Origin of the sequence: Sporomusa sphaeroides DSM 2875 (assembly GCF_001941975.2) — a bacterium.
GTDB lineage: Bacteria > Bacillota > Negativicutes > Sporomusales > Sporomusaceae > Sporomusa > Sporomusa sphaeroides.
This window is the reverse complement of the sequence record NZ_CP146991.1, coordinates 4,626,892-4,641,880: the sequence shown is the minus strand read 5'-3', so window position 1 is coordinate 4,641,880 and position 14,989 is coordinate 4,626,892. Positions and strand designations below refer to the sequence as shown.

At 46.0% G+C, this 14,989-nt stretch carries 13 protein-coding genes and 1 pseudogene; 13 read left to right on the top strand and 1 reads right to left on the bottom strand.

All coding sequences use genetic code 11. From position 1 onward, the window contains the following. Window positions 1–98: 98 nt before the first annotated feature. On the bottom strand, window positions 99–296 hold the full coding sequence (locus SPSPH_RS21335; protein WP_075756206.1) for a hypothetical protein: 198 nt from the start codon (window positions 294–296) through the stop codon (window positions 99–101). Window positions 297–768: 472 nt separating this feature from the next. Here SPSPH_RS21335 and SPSPH_RS21330 point away from each other — a divergent pair, with 472 nt between their 5' ends. The 13 genes and pseudogenes from SPSPH_RS21330 (at window position 769) to SPSPH_RS21275 (ending at window position 14,985) form a co-directional block, all read left to right on the top strand. After that, the gene (locus SPSPH_RS21330) at window positions 769–921 is read left to right on the top strand and encodes a hypothetical protein (protein WP_158027071.1); all 153 of its coding nucleotides are present in this window, start codon (window positions 769–771) and stop codon (window positions 919–921) included. Window positions 922–1,244: 323 nt separating this feature from the next. Next, window positions 1,245–1,709, top strand: a complete 465-nt coding sequence (locus tag SPSPH_RS21325; protein ID WP_109298178.1) for a helix-turn-helix domain-containing protein — start codon at window positions 1,245–1,247, stop codon at window positions 1,707–1,709. Window positions 1,710–1,721: 12 nt separating this feature from the next. Further along, window positions 1,722–1,922, top strand: a pseudogene (locus tag SPSPH_RS23605) (helix-turn-helix domain-containing protein); the annotation flags it as partial. After that, window positions 1,919–2,806 (top strand): IS3 family transposase, encoded by an 888-nt coding sequence (locus SPSPH_RS21320; protein WP_158027070.1) that lies wholly within the window; start codon window positions 1,919–1,921, stop codon window positions 2,804–2,806. The pseudogene SPSPH_RS23605 and the gene SPSPH_RS21320, both read left to right, overlap by 4 nt. A 197-nt stretch (window positions 2,807–3,003) precedes the next feature. Next, window positions 3,004–3,918 (top strand): CobW family GTP-binding protein, encoded by a 915-nt coding sequence (locus tag SPSPH_RS21315; protein WP_075756205.1) that lies wholly within the window; start codon window positions 3,004–3,006, stop codon window positions 3,916–3,918. Between the two features lie 16 nt (window positions 3,919–3,934). Further along, on the top strand, window positions 3,935–4,804 hold the full coding sequence (locus tag SPSPH_RS21310; RefSeq protein WP_075756204.1) for a uroporphyrinogen decarboxylase family protein: 870 nt from the start codon (window positions 3,935–3,937) through the stop codon (window positions 4,802–4,804). Window positions 4,805–4,877: 73 nt separating this feature from the next. After that, window positions 4,878–5,951, top strand: a complete 1,074-nt coding sequence (locus SPSPH_RS21305; RefSeq protein ID WP_075756203.1) for a uroporphyrinogen decarboxylase family protein — start codon at window positions 4,878–4,880, stop codon at window positions 5,949–5,951. A 42-nt stretch (window positions 5,952–5,993) separates the two neighbouring features. After that, window positions 5,994–6,650 (top strand): corrinoid protein, encoded by a 657-nt coding sequence (locus SPSPH_RS21300; RefSeq protein WP_075756202.1) that lies wholly within the window; start codon window positions 5,994–5,996, stop codon window positions 6,648–6,650. A gap of 20 nt (window positions 6,651–6,670) precedes the next feature. Continuing rightward, window positions 6,671–7,708, top strand: coding sequence for an MtaA/CmuA family methyltransferase (locus SPSPH_RS21295; protein WP_075756201.1), 1,038 nt, complete (start codon window positions 6,671–6,673; stop codon window positions 7,706–7,708). Next, complete coding sequence (locus SPSPH_RS21290) at window positions 7,701–9,500, top strand: ASKHA domain-containing protein (protein WP_075756200.1); 1,800 nt, start codon at window positions 7,701–7,703, stop codon at window positions 9,498–9,500. Before SPSPH_RS21295 ends, SPSPH_RS21290 begins: the two co-directional genes overlap by 8 nt. Window positions 9,501–9,644: 144 nt before the next feature. Further along, window positions 9,645–10,082, top strand: coding sequence for a GNAT family N-acetyltransferase (locus SPSPH_RS21285; protein WP_075756199.1), 438 nt, complete (start codon window positions 9,645–9,647; stop codon window positions 10,080–10,082). 589 nt (window positions 10,083–10,671) lie between these two features. Next, window positions 10,672–13,200 (top strand): LuxR C-terminal-related transcriptional regulator, encoded by a 2,529-nt coding sequence (locus tag SPSPH_RS21280; protein WP_075756198.1) that lies wholly within the window; start codon window positions 10,672–10,674, stop codon window positions 13,198–13,200. Window positions 13,201–13,296: 96 nt separating this feature from the next. Beyond that, complete coding sequence (locus SPSPH_RS21275) at window positions 13,297–14,985, top strand: methyl-accepting chemotaxis protein (protein WP_075756197.1); 1,689 nt, start codon at window positions 13,297–13,299, stop codon at window positions 14,983–14,985. The last annotated feature ends 4 nt before the right edge of the window (window positions 14,986–14,989 follow it).

Sequence of the window (14,989 nt, the reverse complement as noted above, 5' to 3'; positions counted from 1 at the left end):
CTTGTGATCAATAAATTTTCGGCTATTATTTGTTTTAACAATATTTTAGACGAAGTTAGTAATGCGAGGATAATAAAAAAATAGCGGGGAATACCCCGCTATGGTTCAGTTCTATTAACTGCTTCTGTAACTGGATTGACCGAAGGTGTGGAATTAATATATTCCGCGGCGGCGTGTAATGCATCCTTATCTTTCGGAATTTCTGATTCTTTAAAGGATAAAGGCTCCGGATTGTTTGGCCCATATCCTACTGAAGCATTTGCCTCTTGTTCTTGTTGTTTCGTAGATTTGTTCATCAAAGTCACCTCCAGAGATAGTGTTTCCAATTAATTTTTATTTAATGCCGTTAGAGAAGCGGAGAATATATGTCTGACAATGGCTAAAATTAAGTGAGGCAAAGGGGCATAACGCCCCTATTGCCAAGGATAGGAAAGCCAATCAAAGAATGCGACAGCTAAAAAACACATGCCGGCTACGACGTATATTGCGATTGCTATTGTTTCCATAGCATACGCCTCCTTTGGTTTGTTAAGCTAGGCTATCCCATTGTTAGTATGTGAGATTACCAAAAAATTATTGAGTGTTTTGCTGATAAGGAGGCCACCATTGGGATTTGTGGCTTCTGCCTGGTACTGACAAGGGGGGGGCGGTGGGGGATTTAATCAGGGGTAAAGCAATTGGTATCGGCAAAATAGTTAACCGTGCTTACGGGCGGCTCAAGCGTAAGGTGAATACAATATAATAACATAACGTGAGCGGGGGGTTAATATGGATATAGGGAAAATAAAAAATACGATTGATGGTGTCGGGCGTAAAGTTAATGGTTTTGCTGCTTACCATAATTTCGATCAATGGCAAATATGGCTTGCTATTGCGTTTGTGATTGCACTGGTTACGTTGATTCTTATAGTCATCTGCTAAATAACTGAAGGATAGAAAAATAGCGCCGTGGAGGCGGCGCTTAATGGGAGAAGAGTGAGGATTATGCTTAGTTTAACCAAACGCCAGGCGGCTATTCTGCTTGGCGTTGTTTTGTTGGTGTTGGATAATAGTTATTTCGCCCTAGAATGATTTAACATAATATTTACCAAGCTATAACACAATATTGACTATTTTGATGTAATATTAAATCATCCTTTAAGTATCCTTCCTTTTTTTGCAAGCGGCCTGCCGGGTTTGATATGCTCCCCAATAGGTAGACAGGAGAAATAATAAAACCTGTTACCAAAAGGGGGAGCATTTTCATGCCTAAGAAGAGTCGATATAGCGGTGCAGAAAAGTTGGCAATCATCTATGAGTTTGGGCAAGGAGAATCAAGCCAGCGATCTGTTGCCAATAAATATGACGTTGATATTACAACCGTAAAGCGATGGATACATCGTCTGAAACATCATGGAATCGAAGGTCTGGAAGATAGATACCAGAATCAGAGTTACTCAGCAGAACTGAAGCTTTCTGCAGTGCATGAATTTCTTTCTGGAGAAACGTCTCAGAAAGAAATCATAGAAAAGTATAAAATATTGAGTTGTCGTCAACTGCGCAATTGGATTAAAAAGTATAATAGTCATAGTAGCTTTAAATCCACAGGAACCGGAGGGACAAGCACTATGACAAAAGGACGGTCTACCGATTGGAAGGAACGGATTGATATTGTCCTGTATTGCTTAGCAAATAACCACGATTACCAGGGTACAGCAACGCAGTATTAGGTATCCTATCAGCAAGTATATCAATGGGTAGCTAAATATGAGTCTGGTGGCGAAGAGGCTTTAAAAGATGGCCGTGGGCGTAAAAAAGCACCGGAAGAACTCACTGATATCGAGCGTCAAAAACTGGCGATGAAGAAACTAGAATATGAAAATGAGCGCCTTCGGGCAGAAAATGCTTTATTAAAAAAGTTACAACAGTTCGAAAGGCGGTGAAGCTAAGTCAGACACGGCAGGACCATCTCTATCGTGCCATTCAATCGGTGCAAAGCGAACATGGTTTTAGTGTGAATCTTCTTTGCGAACTGTTACAGCTTCCCCGTTCCAGCTATTACAAGTGGCTAAACCGTAAAGAGAGTCCTCGTGAGAAAGTAAACCAGGAACTTCTAGATACGATGCTTCTTCTTTATGAAAAAGTAGAAGGGATCTTTGGATACCGCCAACTTACTATTCATGTAACCCGCCAAATCGGCTATCCAGTTAATCATAAGCGAATCTATCGTTTAATGAAGGTTGCTGGGATCAAAGCTGTGATTCGTCGAAAGAGAAAAAGTTATATTCGATCTACACCACAACATATAGCTGAAAACTTATTAAACCGACAATTTACTGCTCAAACATCCAATGAAAAATGGGTTACAGATGTGACTGAATTCAAATATGGAAATGGTCAAAAAGCATATCTGAGTGCGATTTTGGACTTATATGACAAGTCCATCGTCTCTTACGTAATAGGACATTCCAACAATAATCCGCTTGTTTTTAAAACACTAAAACTGGCTCTGAAAACAACCCCTGGAGCTACACCTATGCTGCATAGCGATCGCGGCTTTCAATATACCTCGTTACGTTTCAAAAAACGGCTTGTTTCGAAGGGACTAACCCAAAGTATGTCCCGGGTCGGCAAATGCATCGATAATGGACCTATGGAAAGCTTTTGGGGCACATTGAAATGTGAGAAGTATTACCTTCATAAATATCCTACATTTGAGGATCTTAAAAACGCGATCGAGCAGTATATCTATTTCTATAACTACGAACGTCTACAGAAAAAATTAAACAGCCTTTGTCCGATGGAGTTTCGAACCAAGACTGCTTAAATTTTTCTTTTTTGTTCTGTCTACTTGACAGGGAGCACTTCAGTTCGCCCTGGTGGGCGGCTTTTTTTGCGTTGTAACAAATCGACAATTTCTATCCAAAAGCATAGCAGTGATACAATTTTGCAATTAGACATTCTATTAATGCTAAAGCATACTAGTAATGGGAGTTTATCGCATATTACAAAGAGGTACACAATATGACGACTCAGATAAGTATTGTTTCCGGATTTTTAGGGGCTGGCAAGACGTCTTTCCTAAAAAAGCTCCTTCCCAACCTGGAGGGAAAAATTGCTTTAATAGAAAATGAATTTGGTGAAGTCGGTGTTGACGGGGATTTGCTGCCCAAGGAGTTCCCGGTTAAAGAAATATATGCCGGCTGTATCTGTTGCAGCGTTGTACAGGACTTTGAGAAGGCTATAAGAGAGCTGGTGTTAGGCTATCACCCGCAGCATATTTTAATAGAACCTTCGGGAGTTGGCAGCCTTTCGGACATTATCAAGGTTTGCCAGGGAATTCGGCAAACGGGAGATTTGGCTATTCAAATAAAGCATCTGATTACCATCGTAGATGCAGCAGCATTTGATGATTATTCAGAAAACTTCGGCAGTTTCTATTCAGATCAAATTGCCAATGCCCACATAATTTTCCTCAGCCATATGAACCAAATGGAACAGCAGGAGCTGGAAAAAGTAATTGCCCAAATAAGCACAATCAACCCGGTTGCGTTTATTGTTAAGGAAGATTGGTATTCTCATGCCGGCGAAGAACTTATGGAAATATTACATACAGCACATGGCTTTGGTATTGACGCGAAAGAAAGAATGAATGTAATGCCTGCCGCCAAAGTGTTTGACAGTCTCTCGATTGCGAAGCCAAAGGTTTTTTCTGAAGCTGAGCTTGAAAAAGTATTGGCAGCCCTAAGCGGCAAGGAACACGGTTGCATTTTGCGAGCCAAAGGAATTTTGGAGCTTGATACACAGCACTCCATTCTTTTTAACTTTACGCCTCAGCACTGCCGGTGGGAATACCTGGCTGAGGACAAGGCGGCCAAGGTGGTTGTAATCGGTACTGATTTAAATAAAGAAGCTATAGCGGAGTGGTTTGGCAAATAGCCGGGAGGAGGGCCGCATGAGTAAAATTGTTGACTTTCAGTGTACCTATGTCAATTCTGTGGGAATTAATAAGGACGCCGTAAAGGGACTGGATTTAGAATTTCCTCAGGCCTATAAAACGTGGCAGGGTATGGCCCAACTGGCTCTGGCCTTGAAGGACTATGACAAAACGGAATTTTGTGAATTGCCCTTTTGTCATACGGTCGAAGGCGAAGCACTGGGAGGGCATGTTAATTATGGTGATGAAAACGCAGGCCCAAGAGGGGAAGACTATATTTGCATAACAGCAGAAGAATTATTGGACCTGCCTGAAATTGACTATTCGAAAGGGCGTATCGCCGAAGTGCTAAAAGCCTGCCAAGCTTTGCAGGACAAAGGCGAACAGGTAGTTTTATACATTTCAGGACCTTATACAATTCTGAATATATTAATGGAGCCCCGGCATATTTTCAAGATATTTCGCAAAAAGCCGGAGCAGATGAAGCTTATTTTTGATAAATTGCAGAGGGAAATGCTGCGCTATGTGGAGGCAGCACAGCAGGCAGGAGTCACTATGTTCAGTTATGGTGATTCTACCGGCGGCCTGAATATCCTGGGACCTGAGATGTCGGCAAAAACAGTGGAACTTTTTACTTATCCTTTCTTTAAAAGAGTGGAAACAATCCTCGGCAATGAAAGTCTCCTGCTGCTTTGTCCTAAAACCGCCTTTGCCTTGCTGGGGACAGAGAAAGCCGTTTGGCAGGACATTGATCTGGGTGCGCCTATAAACTATTTTTCGGCTTGTCAAAAAGTAGTAGGAAAAACGAAATTTGTTGGGCAAATGTGCGTTAAAAACAGAGAGTTTGTCTTGCAAAACGGGATAGTTAAAACCCTTGAGCTGCTTTAATTTAAAAAAAAGACGCAAAACAACAGCAAATTTTCACTAGGATTTCATTAGGAAATGAAGGAGAAAGTGACCTATGCATAAAGATGATCACATGACCCCTAACGAACGGCTGGCCGCTTTTATGACAGGAAAGCCTATGGACAGAATTCTGGCTATGCCGGTGGTCTGCTCCATGTCCGGCCTGGCCTTGGGAATGACCCATAAGGAAAAAAGGAGCAGTGCGTTAAATGAAGCCAAGGCTCAGGTGGCTGCCTATAAAAGATTCGGCAATGATTTAACCATCATCGAATACGGATTGCATGGAGTAGGGATAGCCCTGGGTTCTGTGATGAATGATCCGGAAGACTCCATCCCGGCAATTATGAGTTATGCCCTGAACGATCTAAATCATGTGGACCAGCTGGACATGGCCAAGCTGGAACTGAAGAATGACAGGAAACTTCAGCTCCATGTGGAAGCAACTAAAATTCTTATTAATGAACTGGGAAGAGAGGTTCCGACAGGGGTATTGATATCCGGTCCTTTTACGGCGGCTGCCAGCATCTATCAAACAGAGAGTTTGCTGAGGGCAACCAGAAAAAATCCGGAGAAGGTACACCAGTTGCTCCGTTTCTGTACTCAAGGCTTAAAGACGATTTACCGGGAATTTATTAAAGCCGGGGCTGTGATTTTGTTGTGTGACCCCATTGCTTCCGGGACGATCCTCAGTCGCAAACAGTATTTGGAATTCGTTTTGCCTTATACGATAGATTTGATGCAGGATATCCATGAGGCCAAAGGAATGGTATGCTACCATATTTGCGGAGATACGACAGCCATTGTGGCAGACATGGTGACATCAGGCTGTGATATGTTGAGTATCGATAACAAAGTGGATCTGGCCTATACCAAGCAGGTAGCAGGGGGCAAGGTTCCGATTCTGGGGAATGTAGACCCTGTAGAGGTATTAATTTTGGGGAATACCCAGGATGTGGACCTGGCGGTTAAAAGTTGTATTCAAAAAGCCTATGACAGTCCCAGCGGCTACATTTTAGCATCAGGCTGTGATCTTTCCGGCAATGTTCCGCTGGAAAATGTTGATCAATTTATGGCTTCTGCCAGGAAATATGGGAAATGGCCCTTGGAGCCCAAAAATTTCATGAGCTAGTAGAATAAATTTAATACATGATAAAATGGGGAGGAGAAACTTATGGCAGTATCTAAAGAAGAATTACTGAAAAGATTATCAGACGGTGTTGTGGACATGGAAGAAGATGACGTAATTGCAGCCTGTCAGGAATATGTAGCAGCAGGCTATCCGGCTTTCGACGGCATTATGGGGGGCCTTGTGGACGGTATGAACCGTGCAAGCCAATTATATGAAGATGAAGAGTATTATGTTACCGATGTATTGCTGTGCTCAGACGCCATGTATGAGGGGCTGAATATTTTAAGACCCCATCTTCCTTCAGACGAAGCAGGGAAAGAAAAGATAAAGGGTGTCATTGGGGTCGTTGAGGGAGATACCCATGATATTGGCAAGAATCTGGTGAAGATTATGATGGAAACCGCCGGCTTCGAGATGGTTGATCTGGGAAGGGACGTTCCGTTGCAGCGCTTTGTGGATAAAGCCAGGGAGGTAAACGCCTCTTTTGTATGTATGGCAACCCTGATGACGACAACGATGGGGGGCATGGGCACGGTAATTGAGCTGTTAACAGCAGCGGGCATGAGGGAGGAGGTTAAGGTGATTATTGGCGGAGGACCCATCTCCCAGAAATTTGCCGATATCATTGGGGCGGATGGTTATTCTCCCAATGCCGTTGAAGCAGTCAAACTGATCAAAGGCTTGCTTAATGTTGCCTAGAGGTAAAGGAGGGTGCAGCTGTGTTATTGCCAAAGGAACGGTTGAATAAGGTTTTCAGAGAGGAACAGATTGACAGACCCCCCTGCATTTGTCCCGGGGGAATGATGAATATGATCACTGCGGAGCTGATGGAAGAGGCGGGAATCCGGTTTCCGGAGGCCCATACGAATGCCCGGATGATGGCAGACTTAGCAGCGGCGGTTTATGAAAAAGGCTGCTTTGAAAATTATGGCGTTCCCTTTTGCATGACCATTGAAGCGGAGAATTTGGGTGCGAAGGTGGATTTGGGAACAAATTTTTATGAGCCCCATGTTGTAGAATATGCCATCACCTCTGTAAATGAGTGGGAAAGGCTTGTCGCAGCCAATAACCGTCAGGGACAGGGAAGGGCGGACGTAGTTGTTGAGGCCATTAAATTATTAAAAGCCAAGGGAAATGACGTACCGGTCATCGGGAATATAACGGGCCCCATCAGCATGGCCAGCTCGCTGATGGAGCCTGTTGTGTTTTATAAAGAACTAAGAAAAAATAATGCCAAGGCCCATGAGTTTATGGAGTTTGTCACCGGCCAACTGATCGCATTTGCCAAACGGCAAATAGCGGCCGGGGCGGATATTATAGCCATTTCCGATCCAAGCGGTACGGGTGAAATTCTGGGACCCAAGCTCTTTGAAGAATTTGCCGTGAAATATATTAATAAAATTGTCGACAGTATTCACAGTGAAAATAAGTATACCATTGTCCACATTTGCGGACAAATGCGCAAGGTATATTCGGGAACAGCCCAAATAAAAAGCCATGTGTTGAGCTTTGATGCCATTGTCAGCATGCGGGAAGCCAGAAAAAATCTGGGAGACAGGCTGCTGATGGGTAATGTCAGTACCTACGCCATTGAATTTGGCGAACCGGGAAAAGTCGCCGCACTAACTGAGAGATGTGTGCAGGACGGAGTCAATATTATCTCTCCTGCCTGCGGTCTTGGGATGAAATCCCCTTTGAAAAATGTAAAATCAATGCTGGAGGCTGTAACTAAAGGAGCTGCGAACATCGATGCCTGATATTTTCATTACGAATGAGGGGAAGAGAATTCAGTGCGACCCGGGCAAGGATTTGCTGCAGCTTCTGCTGGACAATGGGGTCTTTGTGGATAATCCCTGCAACGGCAAAGGCTCCTGCGGGAAATGCAAAATCAGGCTGTTGCAGGGGCAGCTGCCTGCTGTCTCCGAGACGGAAAAAAAGCTTTTGAAAAAGGAAGAAATGGCTGCAGGTGTTAGACTGGCCTGTCTGGTAGTGCCGGAAGAGGATATCGAGATCGAAACACTGCAAACAGAAAGAAAGCATGAAATACTGACAGCCGGCTATATGCCTGATTTTCGCATGAATCCGGGGATTTCCAAAAAAGTCTTGCAAATAGAAAAGCCAACCTTGGAAAACCCCAGTGCCTATGAGGATTCTCTCTGCCATGCCCTGGGCAGGGAAGACCTGGATTGGCGATTGCTGCAGCATTTGGACACCGGGGAGGGGAAGGTTACCGGTGTTTTTAACGGTACGGATTTAATCGGGATCGAGACAGGTGATACAACGGCGCTTATTTATGGAGTGGCGGTTGATATTGGCACAACAACGGTGGTAACCGCTTTGATTGATCTGAAAACCGGTGATGAGCTGGCTGCCGCTTCCATGCTCAATCCGCAAAAGAAATTTGGCCTTGATGTGTTAACCAGAATTTCCTATAGCCTGGAAAAGCCGGCAGACGGCCGCAAAGAACTGCAGCAGACAATTGTTGAAGGGCTCAATTCGCTGATTGAAGACATGTGCGGTAAGGCGGCTGTCAGCAGGCAAAACATTTATGAGATCTCAATTGCTGCCAATTGTACGATGATGCACTTCCTGCTGGGTATTGACACGGCGCCTATCGGACGCTCCCCGTATGCCCCGGTCTTTGTCAAAGCCAAAAATATAATGGCAAGCGATATTGGCTTACAGGGAGCCCCGGGCGCAAGGGTATATTGTCTGCCATCGGTATCCTCCTATATCGGCGGGGATATCGTAGCCGGGGCTTATGTCTGCCAGCTGGAAAAAAGCAGGGAGAATCTCCTGTTTATTGATATCGGCACCAACGGCGAAATTGTTTTAGCTAAAAACGGCCGGCTGATGTCCTGCTCCTGTGCTGCGGGGCCGGCCCTGGAAGGAATGAATATCAGCTGCGGCATGAGAGCGGCAGTGGGGGCCATAGAAGATGTGGCAATTACTGCCGGGGGGATTGAGCTGAAGGTCATCGGTGATGAGGCACCGGTAGGCCTATGCGGCAGCGGCATTCTGGCGGTTGTAAAAGAATTGCTTCGTATCGGACTGGTTAAAAAGAATGGCAGTTTTATTAAGAAAGAAGAACTGGAAGAAACGGATTACCGATATCCTCTGCTGCGGGTGGATGGTAAGAAGCGCGAATTTATTTTAAAAGACGGTCAGGAGCCTTTGGGAATTACCCAGGGAGATATCCGGCAGGTTCAATTGGCCAAGGGAGCGATTCTCTCAGGATTTCATGCGCTGTTAAGGCAGGCGGAGCTGCATATCAATCAATTGGATAAGGTCATGATTGCGGGGCAGTTTGGAGCCCATTTGCCGGCCGACAGCTTGGTGGGAACAGAGATTTTGCCGGCAGAGGTTGAGGATAAGATTCATTATGTGGGAAACTCCTCGAAAACAGGAGCCTATATGGCTCTTATGTCTGTTGAAGTAAAGCGAGAGCTTGAGGCATTGGCCAAGCAAATGGATTATATGGAACTGGGAGCATCGTCAGGATATGAAAGGCTGTTTGCCCAATGCCTGCAATTCGAGAAAGCTCGATAATAATGCTGGTATTGGCAGACCGGCAGAATGACAGCATGTTATTCAAGCATCTGTACGTCTCTGTTTTTTGATGAGGAAGTAGTGTATAATCTAATCAGGATATGAAATAGCGGGCTGATTAGCTTTGAAACTAAGGGAGAATATATGGACCTGATTGTTAAGCGTTTTGAGGATTTGACCACCCGTGAACTGTACGACTTGTTACAGGTGAGGGTATCGGTGTTTGTGGTCGAGCAAGACTGCCCTTATCAGGAGTTAGACGGAAAAGACCTTTTTTCTTATCACATTTTTTATAAAGAAAATGGCTGTATTCAGGCTTATCTTAGGGTAGTAGACCCTAATCCAAGCTGTGACAAGGTTGCTATCGGCAGGGTTCTGACAGTCAGGCGGGGAAACGGTTTAGGCAAAAAAGTCATGCAGGCAGGGATTCGGGTTGCGCAGGAAAAACTGGGGGCTGACAATATTTATATCGAAGCCCAGACCTATGCTAAAGGGTTTTATGAGCAACTGGGCTTTCAACAAATCTCCGACGAATTTTTGGAGGATGGTATCCCGCATATAAAAATGCTGCTAACGCTGTAATTGAATTTTGAACCGGTAGACTAACTACCCGCTGCCCGTGAGGGTAGCGGGTTTTTCGCTTAGATTAATGGGACGCAGGTTCGCGTGCTATTTCGTCATTACTCCGGGAGGAGGGGAATTACTCAACCGTCTGCTAAAATGGCGGGTTGACAGCCGGTTGAATAATTGTAAGAAATTCACCTACCAGGTGATTAGAAATCTGGTAAATTCCTTGTATTATATTGGTAATATGGGGTTTTTCATTGTTTAATAAAGAAGGTAATGGCGGTAGTTAAGGCTTCATGCCCGTCGGCACAGTGGAGCTAACATTCACCGGCGGTATCGATGGCGGTTATACTGCGTGGGTCAGCCACACACTGCCCAACATCGGTTTTGCCGGTTTTTTTTAATTTGACTGCACTGGCATTTCAGCATATGAGAGGTATTAGGCCGAACCTGGTGTGGGTTGCGGTTGCTCTGGAAATAATTATCATAGCCCAATAATCTGTGGCTTTTGGCAGTGTGGATGCACAACTTTTTTTGCTAATAGGAATAAATCGCCACGATGCTTGTGAGTATTTGTACATAAACAAGATACAAGGTGATGCGAATGACAACAGTAAAGCGCTATAATACAAAAAAGCTGTATTTTCCCGAAAGAATTACGGCGGCTCTGGGAGAAATTTTCGACTATCCTCTGGCCGCTGTTGAAGCACCGATGGGTTACGGCAAAACTACCGCCGTCAGGGAATATTTAAACAAAAGCACAGCTCATGTATTGTGGCAGATGGTTTATGACAATTCTTTGAGCAACTTTTGGCAAGCCTTTAGTAATTTATTCTCCCAAGTCGATACTGACTGTGGGCAAAAACTGCTTTTTCTCGGATTTCCTGCAGACAGTGTCTCGCTGCAGGAAGCCTTGGGGATTATTGCGAAAACCGAACTGTCCGCCCGGACCGTACTGGTGATTGACGACTACCATCTGGTAGAAACCACCGAAATTGACCGGTTTATTGAATTTTTGGCTCTCAACCGGATAACCAATCTGCATATTGTTTTGATTGCGCGGTTTATTGGATTGCAGAGCCGGGAAGAATTGCTGCTCAAAGGTTATCTGTACCACATCGCGCAGGAAACGTTTGAACTGACTCCGCAGGAGATTGCCGGGTATTACAAGACCTGCGGGATCGGCCTTAAGGGCAGTGAAGCCGATGAGCTATATGCTGTAACCAGAGGCTGGATCAGCGCCCTGTATCTGTTGATGCCGGAATTTATTGCAACAGGCGGCTGTGCCCCGGAAAACTGCATATACAGGCTGATAGAACAGGCGGTATATACTTCGCTTTCGGTTGAAATGCAAGAGTTTCTCCTTACCCTGTGCATTTTTGACAGTTTTACTTTTGAGCAAGCCGTTCACATGTGGGGCAAAGACAATGCCGGTGAATTGCTGGCCGAGCTAACCGGTAAAAACATTTTTGTAAAATATGACGCCCGGACCAGAACCTATTATCCCCACAGCATCTTCACCGGCTTTCTGCGAGAAGTACTGGTGTGTAAAGCCTTGCATCACCGGCACGACCTGTACCAAAAAGCGGCGCACTGGCATCTGAAAAATGGCGAATATCCGGTTGCCAGACGTTATTTTTATGAATGCGGCGATTTTGACAACATCCTGGTGGCGCTGGAAGCAGACAAAGCGGCTGACTATATCTTTGCCGCCAGAGACACAGAATTGCTTAAAAGCTATCTGGAGGAATGTCCGCAGGAGGTTAAAGCCCGGCATCATTACGCAATGCTTAACTATGCGCTGCATCTATTCGTTCATAATGAGATGACGCTGTTCAGCGAGCTCTGTCGTGAATTCATCGGCAATATCCACACAGATGAAAGCCTGGACGCCAGAGCGCGGGAAAGTCTGTCAGGAGAGGCTGAACTTTTGCTCAGTTTTACCGCCTATAACGACCTTAAGCGGATGTCGGCGCACTACCGGGCGGCCTGGGAACTTTTAGGACGCTCCAGTTCTGTCTGTTATAACAGAACCAACTGGACCTTCGGGTCATATTCCGTACTTTATCTGTATTACCGGGAAAGCGGCAAGCTGGAGGAAACTGTCCGGGACTTGCGGCAAAGCCTGCCTTGTTATGCCCGTCTGACTAACGGACACGGCAGCGGTGCGGAATATGTCATGGAGGCGGAACGGTATTTCAACACCGGTGACTTTGTCAATGCCGAGATTGTGCTGCACAAAGCCTTGTATCATGCCCGGACCGGAATGCAGACCGGAATCATTATCTGCGCTCTATTCCTGCAGATACGCCTGGCCATCGTACAGGGCGATTCTTCCGGTATAGCGGCCGGCTTACAGCAGCTGCGTACCGCTATAACCGGCGGGCGGCGCCACCTTTTTCTGCATACGGTGGAGTTGTGTGAGGGCTATCTATACGCTATTCTGCAGCAAGCAGACAAGATACCCCACTGGATAGCAGAAGGCCGGGTAAACGACAGCTGCCTGCTGTTTCCTGCTATCGGGGCGTTCAATATGGTATACGGCCGGGTCTTGCTGGTGCGCGGCGAATACCTGAAGCTGATTGGCAGTGCGGAATACTTTTTTGACACTGCCGCCATTTTTCCCAATTTGCTTGGACACATTTACACGTATATATATCTGGCGGCAGCCAATAAGCGGATTTGCAAGGAAGCTGAGGCATTGTCCAATCTGAGGAGCGCACTGGATATCGCTATGGCCGATAAGCTGTATATGCCGTTTGTGGAAAACTGTGATTACATCAAACCGTTGCTGAAAAAGCTTGCCGAAAGCGGCTTTTGCCGTGAGGATATCGGTAAAATACTGGCGTTGTGTGCCAGCCGGCAAAAAACGGTGGCGCGAATTGTAAGAAACCACTGCTTCAGGGGCGCGCCGAAGTTGACCAGACGGGAACAGGAGATAGCGTGCCTGGCGGCAAAGGGGATGAATAACAGAGAAATTGGTGAGCGGCTGTTTATTTCAGAGAATACGGTCAAAACCCAGCTTAAAAGTGTTTTTGAAAAGTTGGGAATAAGCTCACGGGTATTGCTGAAACAACGGCTTGACAGTACAAATTGTAATAAATTGTCCGAATTTCACTCACCGGGTGATTAGGAAAACGGCAAATTCCTTGTATTATTTTATAATATAGGGAGTTTTTTTGTTGAAAGGTAATGGTGCTGCTTAATGGCAGAGAGAGAGGAGAAAATTATGATGTTAACAGTCGGGAAAAAGATTACTGGGGGTTTTTTATTAGTCATCCTGCTGGTTGTTATTATGAGCGTATTTACCTATGTAAAGATTGGGGATATAAATAGCTCTTACGAGGTCTTAATCGATAACAGCCTGCGAAAAATGGAGTTGACGCAAGGGGTTGCAACTGATTTGGCTAACGAGGCTGTAGCCATGCGCCGGTTTAACTTTACGGGGAATATGGCGGATATAGCGGCTTTTAATGATTACCGTAAAGAATCTGATGATAAATTGGCTCAACTGAGTGAAATAGTTATAACCGAACAGGGCAGAAAGACGCTGCAGGTGATGCGACAGGAGAAGGCTAACTATGAAGCCATTGCAGAGAAGTCTATCGAGGCCAGGAAAGCCAATAATCTGGAAGCTGTCGGGCTGTATATGCAGGAGGTGGGCAAGCCCTATAATGCCGCCATAAATGCTTCGGAAGAACTGGTTCAAGTGGTGAAAGCTTTAGTGGATACCGATCAGAAGGCGCAGACAGAACAGGCAAAACAAGCTCAGACATTATTGCTGCTGGTAAATATTTTCGTAGCCTTTGTTGCTGTCGGGATTGGTGTATTTGTAAGTCAGAGTATCTCAAAGCCAATCCGGAAAATTACCGGCTGCGCCAATGAACTGGCTAACGGGAATCTGCGGGAAGAGGATGTCCTGGTGAAATCTTCGGACGAAATCGGCCAGCTGGCCGTTTCCTTTAACACGATGAAAGAGAACCTGCGGCAGTTAATTAAACAAGTAATGGTAACAGCTGAACAGGTCGCAGCCTCCAGTGAGGAACTTACCGCCAGTTCGGAGCAGTCCGCACAGGCGGCCAACCAGGTCGCTTCGTCGATTACCAATGTGGCTAACCAGGCCGGTGAACAATTGGCTACCGCCAATGAAACCGCCGCCGTGGTGGAACAAATGTCAGCCGGCATTCAGCAGGTGGCGGCCAATGCCAACCAGGTAGCAGCTCATTCGGCTCAGGCGGCCGACAAAGCCAAAACGGGCGGTACATCGGTAGAGCAAGCTGTAACACAAATGAATACGATAGAAAAGTCGTCTCAGGTAGTAGCGGGAACCATTCTTAACTTAAATGAAAAATCCCGGGAAATCGGGCAAATTGTTGACACCATTGCCGGTATTGCCGGGCAGACGAATTTGCTGGCCCTTAATGCCGCCATCGAGGCGGCACGGGCGGGAGAGCAGGGACGAGGCTTCGCGGTAGTGGCGGAGGAAATAAGAAAATTGGCGGAAGATTCTCAGGCCGCAGCCAAGCAGATAGCCCAACTGATCGGTGAAATCCAGGGCGACACCGGCAAGGCGGTTGTCGCGATGAACGACGGAGCACAGGAAGTGAAGACCGGGACCGCAGTGGTCAGTGCGGCCGGGACTGCTTTCCGGGACATTGCGGAATTGGTGACCCAGGTATCGGGTCAGGTAAAAGAAATTTCGGCAGCCATCCAGCAGATGGCAGGTGGCAGTCAGCAGATTGTAGGTTTGGTCAAGAAGATTGACGACCTCAGTAAAGCCGCGGCAGGTGAGACACAGACCGTCTCGGCGGCGGCAGAAGAGCAATTGGCTTCCATGGAGGAAATCGCCGGTTCCAGCGAAGCTTTGTCCCAGCTATCACAGGAACTTCAGGCGACAGTGGCAAAATTCCACGTATAACACC

Coding starts and splice junctions, on each gene's coding strand:
- SPSPH_RS21310 (WP_075756204.1), top strand. CDS start 3,935: ATGAGTAAAATTGTTGACTTTCAGTGTACCTATGTCAATTCTGTGGGA.
- SPSPH_RS21275 (WP_075756197.1), top strand. CDS start 13,297: ATGATGTTAACAGTCGGGAAAAAGATTACTGGGGGTTTTTTATTAGTC.
- SPSPH_RS21325 (WP_109298178.1), top strand. CDS start 1,245: ATGCCTAAGAAGAGTCGATATAGCGGTGCAGAAAAGTTGGCAATCATC.
- SPSPH_RS21280 (WP_075756198.1), top strand. CDS start 10,672: ATGACAACAGTAAAGCGCTATAATACAAAAAAGCTGTATTTTCCCGAA.
- SPSPH_RS21300 (WP_075756202.1), top strand. CDS start 5,994: ATGGCAGTATCTAAAGAAGAATTACTGAAAAGATTATCAGACGGTGTT.
- SPSPH_RS21305 (WP_075756203.1), top strand. CDS start 4,878: ATGCATAAAGATGATCACATGACCCCTAACGAACGGCTGGCCGCTTTT.
- SPSPH_RS21315 (WP_075756205.1), top strand. CDS start 3,004: ATGACGACTCAGATAAGTATTGTTTCCGGATTTTTAGGGGCTGGCAAG.
- SPSPH_RS21335 (WP_075756206.1), bottom strand. CDS start 296: ATGAACAAATCTACGAAACAACAAGAACAAGAGGCAAATGCTTCAGTA.
- SPSPH_RS21285 (WP_075756199.1), top strand. CDS start 9,645: ATGGACCTGATTGTTAAGCGTTTTGAGGATTTGACCACCCGTGAACTG.
- SPSPH_RS21290 (WP_075756200.1), top strand. CDS start 7,701: ATGCCTGATATTTTCATTACGAATGAGGGGAAGAGAATTCAGTGCGAC.
- SPSPH_RS21330 (WP_158027071.1), top strand. CDS start 769: ATGGATATAGGGAAAATAAAAAATACGATTGATGGTGTCGGGCGTAAA.